At 61.1% G+C, this 18,021-nt stretch carries 15 protein-coding genes and 1 pseudogene; 7 read left to right on the forward strand and 9 right to left on the reverse strand.

Annotated elements, in window-relative coordinates:
* The 3 genes and pseudogenes from V8J63_RS10120 to paoC form a co-directional block, all read right to left on the reverse strand.
* A pseudogene (locus V8J63_RS10120) lies at positions 1–233 on the reverse strand (hypothetical protein); the annotation flags it as partial.
* A 15-nt stretch (positions 234–248) separates the two neighbouring features.
* Complete coding sequence (locus V8J63_RS10125; RefSeq protein ID WP_336463961.1) at positions 249–581, reverse strand: hypothetical protein; 333 nt, start codon at positions 579–581, stop codon at positions 249–251.
* 25 nt (positions 582–606) lie between these two features.
* On the reverse strand, positions 607–2,817 hold the full coding sequence (gene paoC, locus V8J63_RS10130; protein WP_336463962.1) for an aldehyde oxidoreductase molybdenum-binding subunit PaoC: 2,211 nt from the start codon (positions 2,815–2,817) through the stop codon (positions 607–609).
* A gap of 266 nt (positions 2,818–3,083) precedes the next feature.
* On the opposite strand from paoC, the gene V8J63_RS10135 reads away from it, so the two are divergent.
* Complete coding sequence (locus V8J63_RS10135) at positions 3,084–5,210, forward strand: TonB-dependent siderophore receptor (RefSeq protein ID WP_336463963.1); 2,127 nt, start codon at positions 3,084–3,086, stop codon at positions 5,208–5,210.
* A 235-nt stretch (positions 5,211–5,445) separates the two neighbouring features.
* A complete protein-coding gene (gene gabP, locus V8J63_RS10140) occupies positions 5,446–6,852 on the forward strand; it encodes a GABA permease (protein ID WP_336463964.1) in 1,407 nt (468 codons plus the stop codon).
* Here the strand turns inward: gabP and V8J63_RS10145 are convergent.
* Together V8J63_RS10145 and V8J63_RS10150 are read right to left on the reverse strand one after the other, a co-directional pair.
* Complete coding sequence (locus V8J63_RS10145) at positions 6,849–7,061, reverse strand: hypothetical protein (protein WP_130902660.1); 213 nt, start codon at positions 7,059–7,061, stop codon at positions 6,849–6,851. The two genes, gabP and V8J63_RS10145, sit on opposite strands and share 4 nt — an antisense overlap.
* A gap of 18 nt (positions 7,062–7,079) precedes the next feature.
* A complete protein-coding gene (locus V8J63_RS10150; RefSeq protein ID WP_336463965.1) occupies positions 7,080–9,131 on the reverse strand; it encodes a 2Fe-2S iron-sulfur cluster-binding protein in 2,052 nt (683 codons plus the stop codon).
* Between the two features lie 286 nt (positions 9,132–9,417).
* On the opposite strand from V8J63_RS10150, the gene V8J63_RS10155 reads away from it, so the two are divergent.
* Positions 9,418–10,047 carry a glutathione S-transferase family protein gene (locus tag V8J63_RS10155; protein ID WP_125927075.1) on the forward strand — a complete coding sequence of 210 codons (630 nt, stop codon included), beginning with the start codon at positions 9,418–9,420 and terminating at the stop codon, positions 10,045–10,047.
* Between the two features lie 153 nt (positions 10,048–10,200).
* Positions 10,201–11,121, forward strand: coding sequence for a LysR family transcriptional regulator (locus V8J63_RS10165; protein WP_336463966.1), 921 nt, complete (start codon positions 10,201–10,203; stop codon positions 11,119–11,121).
* Positions 11,122–11,148: 27 nt separating this feature from the next.
* Here V8J63_RS10165 and V8J63_RS10170 read toward each other — a convergent pair whose 3' ends face one another.
* Positions 11,149–11,925: an alpha/beta fold hydrolase gene (locus V8J63_RS10170; protein WP_336463967.1), complete on the reverse strand. Its 777-nt coding sequence runs from the start codon at positions 11,923–11,925 to the stop codon at positions 11,149–11,151.
* 155 nt (positions 11,926–12,080) lie between these two features.
* Complete coding sequence (locus tag V8J63_RS10175) at positions 12,081–12,986, reverse strand: AraC family transcriptional regulator (RefSeq protein WP_313872454.1); 906 nt, start codon at positions 12,984–12,986, stop codon at positions 12,081–12,083.
* Positions 12,987–13,112: 126 nt separating this feature from the next.
* On the opposite strand from V8J63_RS10175, the gene rclC reads away from it, so the two are divergent.
* Together rclC and V8J63_RS10185 are read left to right on the forward strand one after the other, a co-directional pair.
* A complete protein-coding gene (gene rclC / locus V8J63_RS10180; protein ID WP_095180050.1) occupies positions 13,113–13,688 on the forward strand; it encodes a reactive chlorine resistance membrane protein RclC in 576 nt (191 codons plus the stop codon).
* 30 nt (positions 13,689–13,718) lie between these two features.
* Entirely contained in the window at positions 13,719–13,946 is a 228-nt protein-coding gene (locus V8J63_RS10185; RefSeq protein WP_024013004.1) for a DUF2790 domain-containing protein, read from the forward strand.
* Between the two features lies 1 nt (position 13,947).
* On the opposite strand, the gene V8J63_RS10190 is transcribed toward V8J63_RS10185, so the two are convergent.
* Positions 13,948–15,189, reverse strand: a complete 1,242-nt coding sequence (locus V8J63_RS10190; RefSeq protein ID WP_336463968.1) for an MFS transporter — start codon at positions 15,187–15,189, stop codon at positions 13,948–13,950.
* A gap of 118 nt (positions 15,190–15,307) precedes the next feature.
* The gene (locus V8J63_RS10195) at positions 15,308–16,441 is read right to left on the reverse strand and encodes a lactonase family protein (protein ID WP_336463969.1); all 1,134 of its coding nucleotides are present in this window, start codon (positions 16,439–16,441) and stop codon (positions 15,308–15,310) included.
* A gap of 274 nt (positions 16,442–16,715) precedes the next feature.
* Here V8J63_RS10195 and V8J63_RS10200 point away from each other — a divergent pair, with 274 nt between their 5' ends.
* Positions 16,716–18,008 (forward strand): Nramp family divalent metal transporter, encoded by a 1,293-nt coding sequence (locus V8J63_RS10200; RefSeq protein ID WP_371699886.1) that lies wholly within the window; start codon positions 16,716–16,718, stop codon positions 18,006–18,008.
* Positions 18,009–18,021: the final 13 nt, after the last annotated feature.

Here is an 18,021-nt window from a genome sequence, read left to right on the forward strand (position 1 = left end):
GGCGGCACATTCAACATCTTCATTGCCTGACCCAATGCATTCGCGAGCAGGCTCGCTCCCACAGGTTTTCGCGGCGCCTGCAAAATCCCGGCGACATGCAAAATCCAGTGTGGGAGCGAGCCTGCTCGCGAAGACGGCGGCACATTCAACATCTTCATCGCCTGACCCAACGCCTTCGCGAGCAGGCTCGCTCCCACAGGAGATCTGTGTTGATTGGTGGGATTGGAGATCATCAGGCCATTCGAAACTCAGGCAGGACTGCTGTCCTTATCAGGCAGTTGGGCAAACCACTGCGCATACGGTGTATTGCTCACTTTGAATCGGTTGTAATCCGGGCTGCCGTCATCCCACCACACCGGCCCGCGCTCACCCAGCGCGACTTTGGCGACGTTGACGCGAGCTCTCGCTGACTTCAACGCCTGTGCATCGTCGCCACGCTTTGCCTCTTTGACCGCACGCCGCGCTGACATGAGTTCGGCTACAAATGCCTCACGCTCGGCGGCTGGCAGCGCTGGATTGCTGCAACGCCAGAGTTGCTGCTTGACCACAAAATAGCGGCCATCGGGGGTGGTGGGGTACATGGGCGATATCCTGCGTGATCCAGTCTCAGACCGGGTAGGACAACTCGCCGATGAGTTTATCCAGCGTAATCGGATAATCGCGCACCCGCACGCCGCAAGCGTTATAGATCGCATTGGCGATGGCCGCCGCGGCGCCGCTGATACCCAGCTCGCCAACGCCTTTGGCCTTCAGCGGGGTGGCATACGGGTCGACTTCATCAAGAAAGATCACTTCCTGATGGGGAATGTCGGCGTGCACCGGCACCTCGTATCCGGCCAGATCGTGATTGACGAAAAAGCCGATTCGATGATCCACCGCCAGCTCTTCCATCAATGCCGCACCAGCGCCCATGGTCATGCCGCCGATGATCTGGCTGCGCGCGGTTTTCGGGTTGAGGATGCGCCCGGCGGCGCACACGGCCAGTTGCCGACGCAGGCGAATTTCGCCGGTCGCCGCATTGACCGCGACCTCGGCGAAATGCGCGCCGAAGGTCTGCTGGGCGAAGCGCTGGGCAAGGTCACTGTATTCCATGCGGTCCTCGCCCGTCAGCTCGCCATTGGCTGCGGCCTGAGCCAAGCCAACCTGCTGCGAGCCTGCGCGAATTTGCCCGTCGACAAACTCCGCTTGCTGCGGGTCAATCCCGACGGCGCGAGCGGCGGCCTCACGCAGTTTCACGCACGCGGCGTACACGCCGGCAGTGGAGGAGGCGGCGCCCCACTGGCCGCCGGAGCCCGACGATTCCGGAAACCGCGAATCGCCCAAGTGCACCACGACACGGTCCAGCGGCACGCCCATCATTTCGGCAGCGGTCTGGGCGATGATGGTGTAACTGCCGGTGCCGATGTCGGTCATGTCGGTTTCCACGGTGATGACGCCTTGACGATCGAGTCGCACCCGCGCCGCCGAAGCGGTCGTCGGTGCGCCGCGAATCGCCGAGGCCAGCCCGATGCCGATCAGCCAACCGCCCTCACGGCGCTGACCGGGTTGAGGGTTGCGCTGACGCCAGCCGAAGCGTTCGGCCCCAGTGTTCAGGCATTCCACCAACTGCCGTTTGGAGAACGGCCGCGCCGGTTGCTCCGGATCGACCTGCGAATCGTTGAGGATGCGCAACTGCAGCGGATCCATCTGCAGCTTTTCGGCCAGTTCATCCATGGCGATTTCCAGCGCCATCATCCCCGGTGCCTCGCCCGGCGCGCGCATCGCCGAACCCTCGGCGAGATCGAGCACGGCGAGATTCAAACGGGTCATGCGATTGGCCCCGGCGTAAAGCAAGCGGGTTGACGCGGTAGCCGCTTCGGCGCGTCCGCCGCGCAGATTGCCCGACCAGCTCTCGTGGCCGATCGCCGTGATCACGCCGTCATGGTTGGCACCGATGCGCAGGCGCTGAAGCGTCGCCGGACGATGGGTCAGGTTGTTGAACATCAGCGGCCGCGGCAGCGCGACTTTCACCGGTCGCCCGGCATGTCGAGCGGCCAGGGATGCCAACACTGCGTCGCAAAGAATCGTGCCCTTACCGCCGAAACCACCGCCGATATACGGCGAGATCAGGCGCACATCTTCCTTCGCGATGCCGAGGGTTTTCGCCAGATCGCGCACGCCCCAGTTGATCTGTTGGATCGATGTCCACAAGGTCAACTGCGTGCCGCTCCAGCGGGCAATGGTTGCGTGCGGTTCCATCATCGCGTGGGCCTGGTCAGGCGTGCTGTAGTGCTGATCGATTTGCACGGGCGCAGCGTTGAAGGCGCCTTCAAAGTCACCGACGCTGGTCTGCGGCGGCGGGCCGAAACCGGCCGGTGGCGGTGGGGTAGCTGAGTCTTTCGCCGCAGCCAGATCGAAGGAACCTGGTTCGGCCACATAGCGGATGTCGAGCAAGCCGGCGGCCGCGCGGGCCTGTTCAAAGGTGTCCGCGACGACAATCGCCACGGCCTGGTGATAGTGATCGACCTGCGGCCCGGCCAACGCCTTGGCTACGTAAAACTCGCCTCTGGCCAATGCCCCGGCGTTTTCGTAAGTGACGATGGCGATTACCCCGGACGCTTCACGCGCTTGCGTCGAATCGATCGAGGCAATGCGTCCCTTGCCGATCCCGGCGCCGACGATATAGCCATAGGCGGCGTCCGGCACCGCTGCGTTTTGCTCGTAGGCGTAGGGAGCGGTGCCGGTGGTTTTCAGCTTGCCGTCGATGCGGTCGGCAGGTTGGCCGATGACGTTCAGCTGGTCGATCGGATTGGCGCCGGCCGGGGTGTCGAATTTCATCTGCAAATTCCTTTCAGACAGGCTGGCGGCGCCCACGTAGCGCGGCGCAGCCATCGATTGACGTCGGATCTCTACGAGCCTAGGCCATCGACACGCTGCTGATAATGCGCGGTTTCAGGATGGAGTGATGAATCTCGCTCACCAATCCTGATCAACATGACAAATAAGAATACGTTTCAATTACTAATGCGACCATATACCATGCGCGGCGTTTTCACTGGCGGTTTTGCCCTTCGTTCTGGCCTATTCGTAAAGGTTTTCACCTCATGCGTCGAACTCTGCTTTCCATTTGTGTGCTGCAGGCGTTGTCTTCTTCCTCGTGGGCTGAGTCAGCCGAACCGACTTCTTCAACGCTTGAGCTGGAAGCCACCGATGTGGTCGGCACAGCGGATTACGAAAGGGCAGACGGCCCGGTGCAAGGCTATCGCGCGACGCGTTCGGCCAGCGCCACGCGCACCGACACTTCGATTCATGAAACCCCGCAGTCAATCAGCGTGGTGACCAAGGATGCCGTCGAAGACCTCGGCGCCACGCGTTTGCAGGATGCGCTGGATTACGCCGGCGGCGTCGGGCGCGCGAACAACTTCGGCGGGCAGGGCCTGACCACCTTCACCGTGCGCGGTTTTACCACCGGTGAGTTCTACCGCAACGGTTTCCCGATCAACCGTGGCTACCCGAATATGCCCGACGCGAATACCATCGAGCGTCTGGAAGTGCTGCGCGGTCCGGCGACCATGCTCTATGGCCGTGGCGATCCCGGCGGTACCTTCAACGTGGTGTCGAAACAGCCGTTGCCCGAGCGCACCGTAACGTTAGGCAGCCAGTTGAACGACCAAGGCATGAAGCGCGGCACCCTCGACGCTTCCGGGCCACTCGATGAAGAAGGGCGTTTGGCCTATCGCTTGAATGTGGTGGGCGAGGGCGGTGACACCTTCCGCGATCATGTCGAGACCGAGCGCTACGGCATCACACCGGTGCTGAGCTGGCAGGCCACCGACGCGACCAAGCTGATTTTCGAAGGCGATTTCATGCGCAACAACGCGCCGCTCGATCGTGGCGTGACGCGCTACCCGGCGCAGATCGGCACTGCCTCGCGCGATACCTTCTTTGGCGAGAAGGACGTCGGCAAGCTGCACAACGACAACAACATGGCGCAACTGCGTTTCGAGCACATGCTCAACGACGACTGGACCCTGGGCGGCGGTTTCCAGTGGCTCGACGGCTCGCTCAAGGGCAATGCGATCGAGGCCAACGGCATTGCCGCTGACGGCCGCACGCTGGGACGCAACTTCAACTACCGCAAGCTGGAATGGACCGACAAGGACACCCAGCTCAACCTCACCGGGCATTTTGATACTGGCGGTCTGCAGCACACCTTGCTCACCGGCATCGAGTACGAAGATTACGACTACAAGTCGATCATCCAGCGCTCCAGCGGCGCGGTCAGTGCCTACCCGATCGACATCTTCAACCCGGTCTACGGCCAGCCACGCCCGGCGCTGACCCGCACACCGACTCACGACAAGGAAAACCTCAAGACCTACGCCGCGTTCGTGCAGGATCAGGTCGCCCTGACCGACAAACTGAAAGTGCTGGCCGGCGCACGTTTCGAGCGCTTCGAGCACGATTACGAAACATACGTGCCGGGCGGCAAGAGCTGGCAGGCCAGCGACAACGCCGTCACCCCGCGTATCGGCGTCACCTACGATTTGACCGATACCCTGGCGGTCTACGCCAACACCGCGCGCTCGTTCAAGCCCAACACCGGCGCCAGTCGCGAAGGCGGCGGTTTCGCCCCGGAGAAAGGCAAGTCCTACGAGATGGGCGTGAAGTGGGAAGCGCTGGATCAGCAGTTGAGCGTCGACGCGGCGATCTACCAGATCGAAAAACGCAACGTGCTGACCACCGACCCGGTGGATTCGACCTTCAGCGTCGCCGCCGGTGAAGTGCGCAGCCGTGGTTTCGACGTCAACGTCAGCGGCAATCTCACCCCGGAGTGGCGAGTGGTCGGCGGTTACGCTTACGTCGACGCCGAGGTGACCAAGGACAACACGCTGCGCTCCGGCACGCGCCTGCTGAACATCCCGAAGAACAGCTTCAGCCTGCTCAATATGTACGAATTCCAGGACGGCACGCTCAAAGGCCTTGGCCTTGGCACCGGCCTGAAATACGTCGACGAGCGCGCCGGGCAGACCGCCAACACCGCGTTTTCCATGGGCAGTTACACCGTGGTCGACCTGCTGAGCTTCTACAAGGTGAACGACAAAGTGCGCCTCAATCTCGATGTGAAAAACATCTTCGATCGCGACTACGAAGAAGGCGCCTTCGGCAACGTTTACGCCTACCCGGGCGCGCCGCGAACCGTGCAGGTGGGGATTTCCTACACGCTGTAAATCGCCGCAGCGGTTGCCGCCGACCCATGCTGGCCTGAGAGTGGCATGTCGAAATCAGACATCGGCATGCCGCACTCAGGCTAGTTGCGCGGCGGCCGGGCCACGTAAGGTGAAGCATCATTTCGTCGGCAAAGCGTCTGCGTCGCAGCTTTAGCCTGATGTCGACACCGGAAATGATGATCGCCTGACGCTCAGTCAGTGGCCCAAACGTCGATCATGAGAACAATAAGAACCCATGACTAGCCTGAACCCCAAGGACTCCAACGGTCAGTTGGCGCAAGGTTTCAAACCGCGTCACGTCACCATGCTTTCCATTGCCGGCATCATCGGCGCAGGACTTTTCGTTGGCTCAGGCCACGCCATCGCCGCCGCAGGACCTGCGGTGCTGCTCGCTTATCTGTTCTCCGGTCTGCTGGTCGTGCTGGTCATGCGCATGCTCGGCGAAATGGCCGTGGCGCATCCCGACACCGGCTCGTTTTCCACCTACGCCGATCAAGCCATAGGCCGCTGGGCCGGCTTCACCATTGGCTGGCTCTACTGGTGGTTCTGGGTGCTGGTGATTCCCATCGAAGCCTTGGCCGCCGGGCACGTGCTCAATCAGTGGTTTCCCCAAGTCGATGCGTGGTTGTTCGCTTTGCTGTCGATCGTGCTGCTGGTGATCACCAACCTGTTCAGCGTGTCGAAATACGGCGAGTTCGAATTCTGGTTCGCCATGGCCAAGGTCATCGCAATCATCGGTTTCATCGGTCTGGGTTTTGCGGTGCTGATGGGCTGGATTCCCGAACGCGAAGCCAGTGGCTTGAGCACGCTGATGGCCGAGCACGGCGGCTTTGCGCCCAACGGCATGTCGGCGGTGGTCGGCGCTTTCATCACCATCATGTTCAGTTTCATCGGCACCGAAGCGGTGACCATCGCCGCTGCGGAATCGAACAATCCGGCGCAGAACATCGCCAAGGCCACGCGCTCGGTGATCTGGCGCATCGGCATTTTCTATCTGCTGTCGATCTTCGTGGTGATTTCCGTGGTGCCGTGGAATGACCCGCAACTTGCCTCGGTCGGTTCCTACCAGCGCGCACTAGAACTGATGAACATCCCCAACGCTAAATTCCTCGTCGACGTGGTCGTATTGATCGCGGTGGCCAGTTGCATGAACTCGTCGATCTACATTTCCTCGCGCATGCTCTATTCGCTGGGCCGACGCGGCGATGCGCCGCCGGCATTGAAGGTGACTTCGGCGGCCGGCGTGCCACGCGCGGCGGTCATTGCCAGCACGGTGATCGGCGCAGGCGTGACGTTACTCAGCTATTTCGTGCCGGCCGGGCTGTTCCAGTTCCTGCTCGCCAGCTCCGGCGCAATCGCCTTGCTGGTGTATCTGGTGATCGCCATTTCGCAGTTGCGCATGCGCCGCCGACTGGAACGGGAAAAGGTCGAAATGACCTTGCGCATGTGGCTGTTTCCCTGGCTCACCTGGCTGGTTATCGCCTTTATCTGCGCGGCGTTGGCAGTGATGATGATCACCCCTGAACATCGCCTGGAAGTGACTTCGACCATTGGCCTGGCGCTGCTGATCTCGTTCATTGGCCTGGTCACCAGCCGCCAGCACCGGCCGGCGGGCAGGGTGGCGGCTGTTAGCAAAGCCTAAGCAAACAACGCCTTGAGCCCGCGGGAAAACCAGCCGTTCGGGCTTGAAGGCAGATGCTCACGTTGATTGAATGAGCCCGTCAACGCGCAGGTTTCACCGGCGAGTGAACCCATCAGTTGCGGCAGTAAAAAACTGCGTTCGCATTCACTGGCGGACAGTCCGGTTTTCTCTTGCGGCCAAACGACGTTGGTTTCTGCATACGGCTTCATGGCGCACCTCCTCATGATTCAAACGTCCAGCACCAGGGTTTCGCTGCCCTGCGCCGGGGCGGCGCAGCAGATCAGCACTTCGTCGTCCGCCAGGCGCATGGCCGGCGGGGTGAGGTAATGCACCTGGCCGCTGGTAAGGCGGGTTTTGCAGGTGCCGCAGGAACCGCCGCGACAGCTGAACTCCGGATTCAAGCCACGTGCCTCGGCCAGTTCCAGCAAGGTGCCGCTGCCCGGTTCCCAGCGTGCTTCCTTGCCGGACGTGGCGAACAGCACCTTGACCGGCTCTTCCGCGACCGGTACTTGTGGCGGCGCCGGGGTACTGATTTCGACATCGCGGATCAGCGTCGACGGGCCGAAGGTTTCGGCGTGGATGCGATCATCGGGAATACGCATTTTGCGCAAGCCGTCGTACAGCGCCTGAGTGAAGCTGCCCGGGCCGCACAGGTAGAAATCGTAGTCATCCAGCGGCAGCAGGCTTTTCAGCAAGGCGATGTCGATGCGCCCGGCGTGATCGTAACCCTGCGCTGTTGCGTCCAGCGGCGGCTGGCTGACCACGCGCAGCACCTTGACCTTGTCACCGGCGCGTGCAGCCAAGGCGTCGATTTCATCGCGAAAGGCCAGATCCTCGACGGTGCGACTGCTTTGCACCACCCAGGTCGGGCGCATGCGGCTGATACGTTTGCCCTGATAGACCACCTCGCGCAGCATCGACAGCAACGGCGTCACCCCAACCCCTGCGGCCAACAGCACCAGTGGCCGGCGTTCGGTGGCGTCGACGGTGAAATCGCCTTGCGGCGCGCGGGCTTCGATCAAGTCCAATGCCTGCACCCGATCATGCAGATGCGAAGACACCGAGCCATCGCGTTTGACGCTGATGCGCAGGAACTCGTCCGACGGCGCGCTGGACACGCTGTAGGTGCGGATCGACGCGGCATCCTGGCCGTCGAGCAAGACCTTGATCGGCAAGTGCTGGCCCGGTTCGAAGCGCGGCAGGCCGAAGCCGTCGTTGGCTTGCAGGTAAAAAGAACGGATCTGCGGACTCTCATCGACCACCCGCGTGACGTGCAGCGCGCGCCATTGGTTGCGCAGCGCCTCGGCCTGCAGACGCTCGCGGGTCTGTTCCCAGCTGCCGGTCATTTGCGAGTTGGGCGAATCGCCTTCCGGCTGCTCGGCCCAGCGCAGTGGCAGCGCGGCCTGACGGTAAACGATGCGCTGCGGTTTGAAGCGCCACAGGCGCTCGGCGCCCTGGAACGCGGCGATTTGCGGATCGTCGAGCAGCACTTCTGCGCTGCCGGTCATCTGCAACAGATCGCCGCTTTCGAAATCGATAAAGGTCAGCCCGGCGCGCGGGTTGAGCAGGATGTTGCCCAAGGTGTTGAAGAACAGATTGCCGGAGAAATCCGGGATGGTCAGGGTGCCGTCCTCGTCCATGTGCACGAAGCCGGATTTTCCACCGCGATGGGACACGTCGACTTGGCGCTCGCCGTCGCGCACCACGTAAGTGGCCACGTAGAACGAGTCGGCGGCGGTGATCATGTCGCGCACCAAGGGTTCGCTGATCGGCAAGTCGAGCGCGTTGTCGGTGGTCTCATCGACGAACGCGTAGTGGCGCAGATTGATGTAGCGCGGGCAGTTGCCGTAAGCCTGGGTCACGCTGATCTCGAGGCTGTTGTCCTCGCGGCGGCTGATATTGCCGTTCATGCGATTGCGCCGACGGGTGTGCAGCTCGATGCCGAGCATGCCGATCGCATCGCCGGGTTGCAGGCCTTGATTGGCCGGGTCGTTGGGCTGCGCGTCGAGTTTGATCTTCAGAACCTGTGGTGACGGCGAATCCATGAACCCCGGTTGACCGGTGCGCAGCGTTGCCCACGGATCGCCCTGGCTGTCGACGGCGCCGAGCACGACGAAGGGCAGTTGCGCATAGAACTCGCGGTGCTGGTCCGGCATCCAGTCGCGGGCCAGTTGCCGCTGGCCGACACCGACCATCATCTCCACCGCGCCGACGGCACGTTGCAGGGTCAGCTCACCTTCATGCCAGGGCGAGGGCTGCGGTTTCGACGCTGTGTCCATTTCGATTCTCCTCGGGTACAAACGGGCCGGTGAGCCGCCTGGGGCTGAAGCTCAAGTTGGGCTCATGTTCGCCCCCGGCTGGTTGCGAGGGAATGGCCAGAAACTGCAATCCACTGTTTCACTCGGTGAAATGATCCCTGCGCGCGCCTAAGGAGGCGGGTGATTATTTCACTGGCTGAAATGCTCGATTGTATTTGCTGAGGATTCCGCGATTTGCGGCAGGGGAGCAGGATGAGACCCATCGACACGATCAGCGGGTCGACCTCAAATAATCCAGGAGCACGTCATGTCTCAGTCAGCCGTCAAACTGTACCGCCATCCGTTGTCCGGCCACTCGCATCGCGTCGAGTTGATGTTGTCCCTGCTGGATGTGCCGACCGAACTGCTGTTCGTCGACCTGATGAAGGGCGCACACAAAACCCCTGAATTCCTCGCCCTCAACCGTTTCGGCCAGGTGCCGGTGATTGACGACAACGGTACGGTGCTCGCTGATTCCAACGGCATTCTGGTTTATCTGGCGAGCAAATACGGCAACGGCCAGTGGCTGCCGAGCGATCCGGTCGAACAAGCCAAGGTGCAGCGCTGGTTATCGGTGGCTGCCGGGCAGATCAGCTCCGGCCCGGCCACGGCGCGCTTGATCACGGTTTTCGGCGCCGGTTACGACGCAGCTGATGCGATCAAGCGTTCCCATGCGTTGTTGCAGGTGATGGAAGACGAGTTGGCCAACAGCGCATTCCTTGCCGGCGATAAGGCAACCGTTGCCGATGTGGCCGCCTACACTTACGTCGCCCACGCACCGGAAGGCAATGTCTCGCTGGAGGATTACCCGAATGTGCGGGCGTGGCTGGCGCGGGTCGAGGCGCTGCCGAAATTCGTCGGCATGCAGCGTACAGCGGTGGGCCTGCAAACAGCTTGATTCACAACGATGCACATATCCTGTGGGAGCGAGCCTGCTCGCGAAAGCGGTGTGTCATTCAACGGTGATGTTGACTGACAGAATGCCTTCGCGAGCAGGCTCGCTCCCACATGATTTCACTGTGTTTTCGAAGTTTTTTACAGGATCCCGTCTATGGATCGTTTTCAGGAAATGCGCATGTTCCTGGCCGTGGCCGAGGAGGGTGGCTTTGCGGCGGCGGCCCGGCGTTTGAACACCTCGCCCCCCAGCGTCACCCGCGCCATTGCCGCGCTGGAGCAACGCATCGGCACGCGCCTGTTGTCGCGCACCACGCGCAGCCTGCACCTGACCGAAGCCGGGCATCGTTATCTGGACGATTGCCGAAGAATTCTGTGCGACGTCGACGAAGCCGAAGAGGCGGCCGCCGGCAGTTATCGGGTGCCGTGCGGGCACTTGAGCGTGACCGCGTCGGTGTTGTTTGGCGAGCTGTTCATCGCGCCGTTGCTGGCGCAATACGTCGATGCGTTTCCTTCAGTGCATCTGAAGGCGTTGCTGGTCGATCGCGTGGTGAACATGGTGGAAGAGGGTATCGATGTCGCCGTACGCATCGGCCATCTGCACGAAAACAATCAGCATGCAATCAAGGTCGGCGAGGTCCGCCAAGTGATTTGCGGCACGCCGGATTACTTCGCCCGCTATGGCCGACCGCAACATCCGAACGAGCTGAGCCGCGCCAATATCGTCATGTCGTCCGCCAGTCATTTGCTCAGCGATTGGCAATTCGCCCATGCCGATGGCCCGTTGAGCTTTCGCTTCGAACCGCGTCTGGTGGTCACGGCGAATCAGGCGGCGATAAACATCGCCAGTTCCGGTTGGGGCATTACCCGGGTGCTGTCTTATCAAGTCGCCAGCCAGGTTGCGGCCGGTGAACTGGAATTGGTGTTGCAGGCATTTGAGCCGCCGGCGTTACCGGTGCAACTGGTCTATCTGAAACATCCGCGCGTACCGGCGAAGGTGCGCACGTTTGTCGATTTCCTCAGCGAACGTCTACAACATCATCCAGCGCTGAAAGCCGTGAACAGGGTTCACAGCTAAGGCTTCAAGTTTCAATTCAGCGCTGGATCACTTTGCGGCCGCAGCGGTTTCGATCAGGCTGGCGACGGCTTTCGGGTTGGACACCATCACCACGTGCGACGCGCCTTTGACCACGACGGTCTGCTTGGAGTGCGCGCGCTCGGCCATGAACGCCAGGGCTTGCGCCGGGATGTTCTTGTCCTCGTCACCGTAGACGAAGTACGACGGCACGGTTTTCCATGCAGGCTCGGTGGCGGCTTCGTTGAGCGCGGCGACGGTCACCGGGCGCTGGGTCGCGGCCATCAACTTCGCATCTGCCGGGGAAACATCGGCTGCAAACTGCTCATGGAATTTGTCCTGCTGGATGTACAAATCCTTGCCACCATCGGCCAGCTCAACCGGGGCCGACAGGGTCGGGCCAAGGGTGCTGCCGGGGAAACGCCCGGACAATTCGGCTGCGGTTTCACCCTTTTCCGGGGCGAACGCGGCGACGTACACCAGCGCTTTGACATTGGCATTGCCGTAAGCGGCTTCGCTGATCACCGGGCCACCGTAAGAGTGGCCGACCAGCACCACCGGGGTTTTCACGCTGGCCAGCACATCCGCCACCGATTGCGCATCACCCTTGACCGAGCGCAGCGGGTTGGCGGCGGCGATCACCGGGTAGCCATCCTTCTCGAGAATCTTGACCACGCCGTTCCAGCTGCTCGAATCGGCAAAGGCACCGTGCACCAGCACCACGGTAGGTTTGACCGGCGCGGCGAACGCTGCGGTGGCACCAAACATGGCGGCGGTAAGGGCGAGGGTAGCGAAGACTTTGTTCATGGTGATGTCCTGTCGATTGGTTAAGGTAGGAATGGAAGCGACAGTGGTATTTAGCGCGCTAAATGTGTCAGTTGTGTGTGCGCACGGCCGAACTTCGCATGCGTATGTATCTGTGTCCGCAAATGCTACACGCTGATACAAAGCGACCCATCCGCTCAGATCGCGCGGCGGATCTTGCCCGGGGCCTCGCCGTAGGTTTCCTTGAATTTCTTGCTGAATGCAGCTTGCGACTGGTAGCCGACCTGCACGGCAATGTCATTCAGGCCCAGATGCGAATGGCTGAGCAGACTGAACGCCAGCTCCATGCGCAACTGGGTCAGCAGCACCCACGGCGACACGCCAGCGACCCGGGCGAAGGTGCGCATGAACGTTGCACGAGACATGTTCGCGGTGTCGGCCATGGCTTCGATGGTCCACTCGTGCGCCGGGTCGGCCAGTATCGCCTGACAGGTCCGGCCGAGGCGCTGGTCGCCGAGCAGCGCCAGGGTGCTCTTGTCCTGCTCCGCACGGGCCAGGTGCGCACGCAGAATCAAGGTGAACAAGGCTTGGGACAGTGAATCGAGGAGGAACCGCGCGCCCGGCTGTTCGCTGTCGGCTTCGCTGCGCAACAGCGCAATCAGGCCGGTCAGCGGCGCATCCACCGGCAAGCCGTCGTTGGCAATCAACAGGTAATCGGGGAGGGCGGCGAACAGCATCGACGCGCGGTTGTAATGAAAGCCACCGCAGAGCATGTCCAGATCGGCGCTCGCGCCACCCAGCCGATAGATCGGCAACACCCCGCCGGGAATCAGCGTTGGCGACATCGGCGCTACGTTTTTGCCGTCACTGTGCAGCACATGTGGCGTCCCCCGTGGCAACAGCAGAATATCGCCGGCGCGCATTGCCAGGCGTTGTCCGCTGGCCAGTTCAACCCGGCATTCACCTTTAAGCACGATGTGATAGGGCGCCTTGCCCAAGGCTTCCTGTTGATGATCGCGCGCCCAGTCGCCTTGAAACTGGCAACGCAGATCGAGGCTGCCGCGCACGTTGGCCAGGCTGATGAGCTTATCGAGCGAGTTCATTGGCACCCATCACGATGGAAATCCGCAAAGTTGAGACGATTGAGCAAGACGTTGAGCATGACCGACAAAAGCGCGATTCGGTAGCACCGCAGACTGACTCCACTTTCATTGATCTGGAGAAGTCGCATGTTCACCTCAATCAACGCCGGACTACAACAGCTCGGCAAACTCGATCGCCTCGGTATCCCGCTGATGCGCGTGGCCATCGCCATCGTCTTCCTGTGGATCGGCGCGCTGAAATTCGTCCCGTACGAAGCCGACAGCATCACGCCCTTCGTCGCCAACAGCCCGGTGATGTCGTTCTTCTACGAACACCCGCAGGACTACAAGGCGCACCTGACCCATGAGGGCGAGCTGAACGCCGACAAGCGCGCCTGGCAGACCGCGAACAACACCTACGGCTTTTCCACCGGGCTTGGCGTGGTGGAAATCCTCATCGGTCTACTGGTCCTGTCCAACCCGCTTTCCCGCCGCACCGGCCTGCTCGGTGGCGCGCTGGCGTTCGCTACGCCGCTGGTGACCCTGAGCTTTCTGGTCACCACGCCTGAAGCCTGGGTCGCTGCGCTGGGCGATGGTCAGCATGGCTTTCCCTATCTGTCCGGCGCCGGACGCCTGGTGCTCAAAGACGTCCTGATGCTCGCCGGAGCGCTGCCGGTCATGGCCGATTCCGCGCGCCAATTGCTGACTGAACGTCAGGCCTGAATTCCTCATCCTTTATAGAGAGATCACTGCATGAAAACGTTTATTGCTTTGACCCTGGCCATCCTCGCCGGCAACGTGTTCGCCGCCACCGAACCTGCGCAGACCGGCGTGCCACTGGATATCGCCAAGACCATCAGCATCACCGACACCAGCGCCGCCTGCGGAATTGTTCCGGTGGAGGTCGTCTATGAAGACAGCCACGGCCAGCGGCATGTCGCCACGTACAACGTGCTCGGCAATGGCTGCGGTGGCGATTAGCTCAGGTTTGGCCCATAACTGCAGCGGACTCGATTTTCTCAGTCCGCTGCAGCGGTTCCGGAACAGCGATCAACAGCAGCAGGAATGCAGCCGCTGCAACCCCGGCGAGAGTCAGGAATGCCGCGCTGTAACCGGCGGCCTCGACGACAAAACCGGCCAGCCCATTGCTCAGCGCCGCGCCCAGACCAAACGCTGTGGTCAGCGCGCCAAGGCTGACATTGAAATGCCCGGAGCCGAGCGTGAGATCCTTGACCATCACCGGGAACAGCGCGCCGAACAGCCCGGCACCGACGCCGTCGAGCAACTGCACGGCGACCAGCCAGTACGGATCATCCGAGAAGGTGTAGAGCAAGCCACGCAGCGGCAGGATCAGAAAACCCGCCAGCAATAACGGTTTGCGCCCCCAGACATCGGCTTTCGCACCGGCCAGCAGCGCCATCGGCACCATCACCAGTTGCGCGGCGACGATACACGCCGACGTCAGCGGCGTGGCCATGTGCAAGTTGGCTTGGGCGAGTTTCTGGCTCACCAGCGGCAGCATCGCCGCGTTGGCCAAGTGGAACAGCGCGCAGCACAGGGCAAACATCAGCAACGGGCGATTGCTCAGCAGTACCTTGAACCCGGACGGCTGATGGCTTTGATCGCCAGGCTGCAAACCGCGCGCGACGTTGTGATCTATCGCTTCTGCCGAAACGAACAGCACGGCAATCACACTGGCCAGCGCCATGACCGCCATCAGATAAAACACCGCCACCGGACCGAACAGATACGCAAACAAACCGGCCAACAACGCTGCGCACGCGTTGCCGGCGTGGTTGAACGTCTCGTTGCGACCGGTACGCCGGGTGAATGCTCGCGGGCCGGTGATGCCCAGGGTGATCGCGGAAATGGCCGGGGCAAAAATAGATGCTGCCGCCGCGCTCAAGGCTTGGGTCAACGCCACCAGACTGAATGAAGTAATGAACGGCAGCACCAGGCAACTCGCCGTCACCAACAGCGCGGCGATGATGATCAGCGCCCGTTTCGCCCGGCTGCTGTCAACCAGCGCACCAGCGGGCGTCTGCGTGACCAGCGCGGCGATACCGGCGAGAGTCATGACCACACCGATGCTGGCCGGGTCCCAGTGGTGCACGGCGAGCAAGTAGATGGCGAGGTACGGCCCGAGGCCGTCGCGGACATCGGCGAGAAAGAAATTCAGACTGTCCAGCGAGCGGTTGTTGCGGCGATCGAGATGGCTGATCACGTTGGGCAGTCTCTTGAAAGTGAGGTCTGCGAAAATGTATCAACCTCGGCAAACCTAATGACCGAAGCGGCGGGGGATTAGTTGCAGAACGGCGGAGCAGTTGCTGCTCCGCAGATATTCATGAGTCAGGCGTTTGCAGTACTTCGATCCATAACGCGCCTTTGCCGGAGGCCGCTTCACCGACACGCTTCAGCGCGCCATCCTTGCTCACTGCGTACGTGCCGACCTTGGCGCTTTTCTCGCCCGTCACCAGCAGCCAGTGGCCATCGGGGGAGAAGGCGATATTTCGCGGTTGCTGTTCTTGCACCGGGTAGTTATCGAGGAACTTCAGTCCTCCGGTTGCCGGATCCACGGTAAATGCCGAAACGCTGCTGCTGGTGCGCTCACTCATCAGCAGCAGTTTTCCATCCGGCGACATGCGCAGGTCAGCGGCCCAGACGCGCGGGGTCGGGTCGTCTTTCAGGTCGTTGTTGCGCGCATCCCGAACTTCGCCGTGAGCCAGTTGCAAACGTTCGGGAATGCCATTGGCTTCAGCAATTCGGGTCAACGCGCCGCTGGCGTCGTCAATTGAAAACGCAGTCACGGTGCCGCTCATTTCGCCGACGACGTAAAGGAATTTGCCGTTCGGCGAGAACGCCAGGTGCCGGGGGCCGGTTTTATCCGGAACACTGACCGAGCCGCTGCCGATCGGGCTGAGCTCGCCAGTCTTGGCGTCCAGGCGATATTGCAGCACCTTGTCGGTGCCCAGGTTACCGGCGTAGGCAAAGCGATTGCTCGGCTCGGTGCGAATCGAATGGGCATGCAGGCCGGTCGGGTAGCGCAGGATGTTGGCGGAAGGTTGATGATCTTCGCCGATCTTTTGAACGCTGAGGGTATCGGCGCCGTAGGACGCGGCGAGCAGGTAGCGACCTTTTCGATCGGTCGACAGGTAGGCCATGCTCTCTGCCAGGGGCGCTTGGGTAAACTTTGTCAGGTGCCCGCTTTTGGAGTCGATCCGATAGCCCAGAACCTGGAAAGGGTTGACCCGCAACGCTGCAAACAGCACTTTGCCGTCCGGGGTGAGCGCCATGGGATTGACCTGGTCGCCGGCCTGGATTTGTTCAATGAGGGTGAGCGCGCCGTTGCTCTGATCAAGGCGGTATTGCGAGATCAGACCGTCGCCGGGGCTGGAGATGTAAGCGTAGGTAGCGGCGTTGGCCGTCCCGCTCAGAGCTGAAGCGAGCGCAGCGATCAAGAGGGTTCTTTTCATCATTTTCAGCCTTATTGTTGTTGTGATCAGTCATCCTATGAGTGATTGGCTGGGCCATCAATGGCTATTTCGTAGACCTGTAACGTCGCTACGCTTATTTGACGTGCTTGTTCTAGATGATTTTGATCAGCGGAAATGATCGGAGAGGATGGTCGTGATTGAGGTTTGACACATTTCTACATACTCTCCCGTTAGCGTTGTTGTACGACATCCTACCTAATGTGCGCAGTGCAACAACTCTCACAAAAACAATAACGGAGATACCCCTATGACGAGCATGGCTCCACTCGATCATCAGGCCGCCGCAAAACCGCAAAACCTGTTCCTGCGTACGCTGAAACTGCTCGGCCCCGGCATTATCGCCGTGCTGTCGTGGCTCGGTGCGGGCGATCTCATCACGTCTTCAGTGGCCGGTGCGAATTACGGCTACGCGATGATGTGGGTGCTGGCGGTCTCTTTGCTGTTGAGATACCTGATCGTCAACATCATTGCCCGTTTCCAGCTGTGCAATAACCAGGGCATGACCATTCTGCAGGGCTACGCCCAGCTCAACCCGGTGTTTGCCTGGTTCATGCTGGTTTATGCCTTGTTGATGGGGCACTTGATGAACGCCTACATGATCAAGGGGGCAGGGGAGTCGCTGGCGATGCTGTTCAAGATCGATCAGCCATTGCTGTGCTCGGTGGCGGTGGTGCTGGCGGTGTGGATGCTGGTCGGGCGCAACATCTACACGATGATCGAAGGCGTGATGAAGCTGCTGCTGGCGATCATGACCCTGGCGTTCATCGCCCTGGCGGTGATGTCCGGCCCGGATGTCAGCGGCATCATCAAAGGCACCATCGGCTTCAGCATTCCGCCGGACGAAGGCGTGCATGGCGCCTTGCTGGTGGCGGTCTCGGTGATCGGCGCGGTCGCCGGCTCGATCGCCAACTTCGTGCACCCGTATGTCATGCGCCAGAAAGGCTGGACCGGGCCGCAGCACAAGCGCATTCAACGTAACGATCTGCTGTTTGCGGTGTTCGTCGGGATCATCATCAACCTGGCGATCTGGATTGTTGGCGCGGAAATCCTGCGGCCCAACGGTATCGAGGTGAAAACCTTGGGCGATCTGGGCAAGGCGCTGGAAATCTTCTTCGGCCCGATCGGCTGGTACGTGTTCTTCATCGGCGTGTTCGCGACCTTGTTTGCCAGTATTTCAGGCAAGACCACGGCGTTTCCGATGCTGATCACCGATGCCTTCCAGCATGTTCGTCCTGAGCGTCGCGAGAAGTACGGTAAAGAGTTCCATCACGACCCGATGCACAAGTGGTTCATGCTGTTCATCCTCGTCACGCCGCTGATCTGGTCGATGCCGGGCATGCCGGATTTCGTCACCCTGACCATTGGTGTCAGCGCATTGAACATCATTGGTTTGCCGGTGATTTCCCTGGGCTTGCTGATCATGTCCAACCAGAAATCGCTGCTGGACAAGCAGTACCGCAACAACCTGTTTGAAAACATCGCGCTGATGTTTGCTACAGGTCTGGCGCTATGGGTAGCGTTCCAGTTGGGCGTTGATCTGTTTACTTGACGGGAAGCAATCG

The organism is Pseudomonas sp. CCNWLW23 (assembly GCF_037095675.1).
Lineage (GTDB): Bacteria > Pseudomonadota > Gammaproteobacteria > Pseudomonadales > Pseudomonadaceae > Aquipseudomonas > Aquipseudomonas atacamensis.

Bases quoted from the DNA above. Each gene is read 5' to 3' on its own strand.
- V8J63_RS10175 (WP_313872454.1), bottom strand. From the start codon at position 12,986: ATGAACTCGCTCGATAAGCTCATCAGCCTGGCCAACGTGCGCGGCAGC.
- V8J63_RS10150 (WP_336463965.1), bottom strand. From the start codon at position 9,131: ATGGACACAGCGTCGAAACCGCAGCCCTCGCCCTGGCATGAAGGTGAG.
- V8J63_RS10145 (WP_130902660.1), bottom strand. From the start codon at position 7,061: ATGAAGCCGTATGCAGAAACCAACGTCGTTTGGCCGCAAGAGAAAACC.
- V8J63_RS10125 (WP_336463961.1), bottom strand. From the start codon at position 581: ATGTACCCCACCACCCCCGATGGCCGCTATTTTGTGGTCAAGCAGCAA.
- V8J63_RS10200 (WP_371699886.1), top strand. From the start codon at position 16,716: ATGGCTCCACTCGATCATCAGGCCGCCGCAAAACCGCAAAACCTGTTC.
- V8J63_RS10185 (WP_024013004.1), top strand. From the start codon at position 13,719: ATGAAAACGTTTATTGCTTTGACCCTGGCCATCCTCGCCGGCAACGTG.
- V8J63_RS10165 (WP_336463966.1), top strand. From the start codon at position 10,201: ATGGATCGTTTTCAGGAAATGCGCATGTTCCTGGCCGTGGCCGAGGAG.
- V8J63_RS10155 (WP_125927075.1), top strand. From the start codon at position 9,418: ATGTCTCAGTCAGCCGTCAAACTGTACCGCCATCCGTTGTCCGGCCAC.
- V8J63_RS10170 (WP_336463967.1), bottom strand. From the start codon at position 11,925: ATGAACAAAGTCTTCGCTACCCTCGCCCTTACCGCCGCCATGTTTGGT.
- paoC (WP_336463962.1), bottom strand. From the start codon at position 2,817: ATGAAATTCGACACCCCGGCCGGCGCCAATCCGATCGACCAGCTGAAC.
- gabP (WP_336463964.1), top strand. From the start codon at position 5,446: ATGACTAGCCTGAACCCCAAGGACTCCAACGGTCAGTTGGCGCAAGGT.
- V8J63_RS10195 (WP_336463969.1), bottom strand. From the start codon at position 16,441: ATGATGAAAAGAACCCTCTTGATCGCTGCGCTCGCTTCAGCTCTGAGC.
- rclC (WP_095180050.1), top strand. From the start codon at position 13,113: ATGTTCACCTCAATCAACGCCGGACTACAACAGCTCGGCAAACTCGAT.
- V8J63_RS10135 (WP_336463963.1), top strand. From the start codon at position 3,084: ATGCGTCGAACTCTGCTTTCCATTTGTGTGCTGCAGGCGTTGTCTTCT.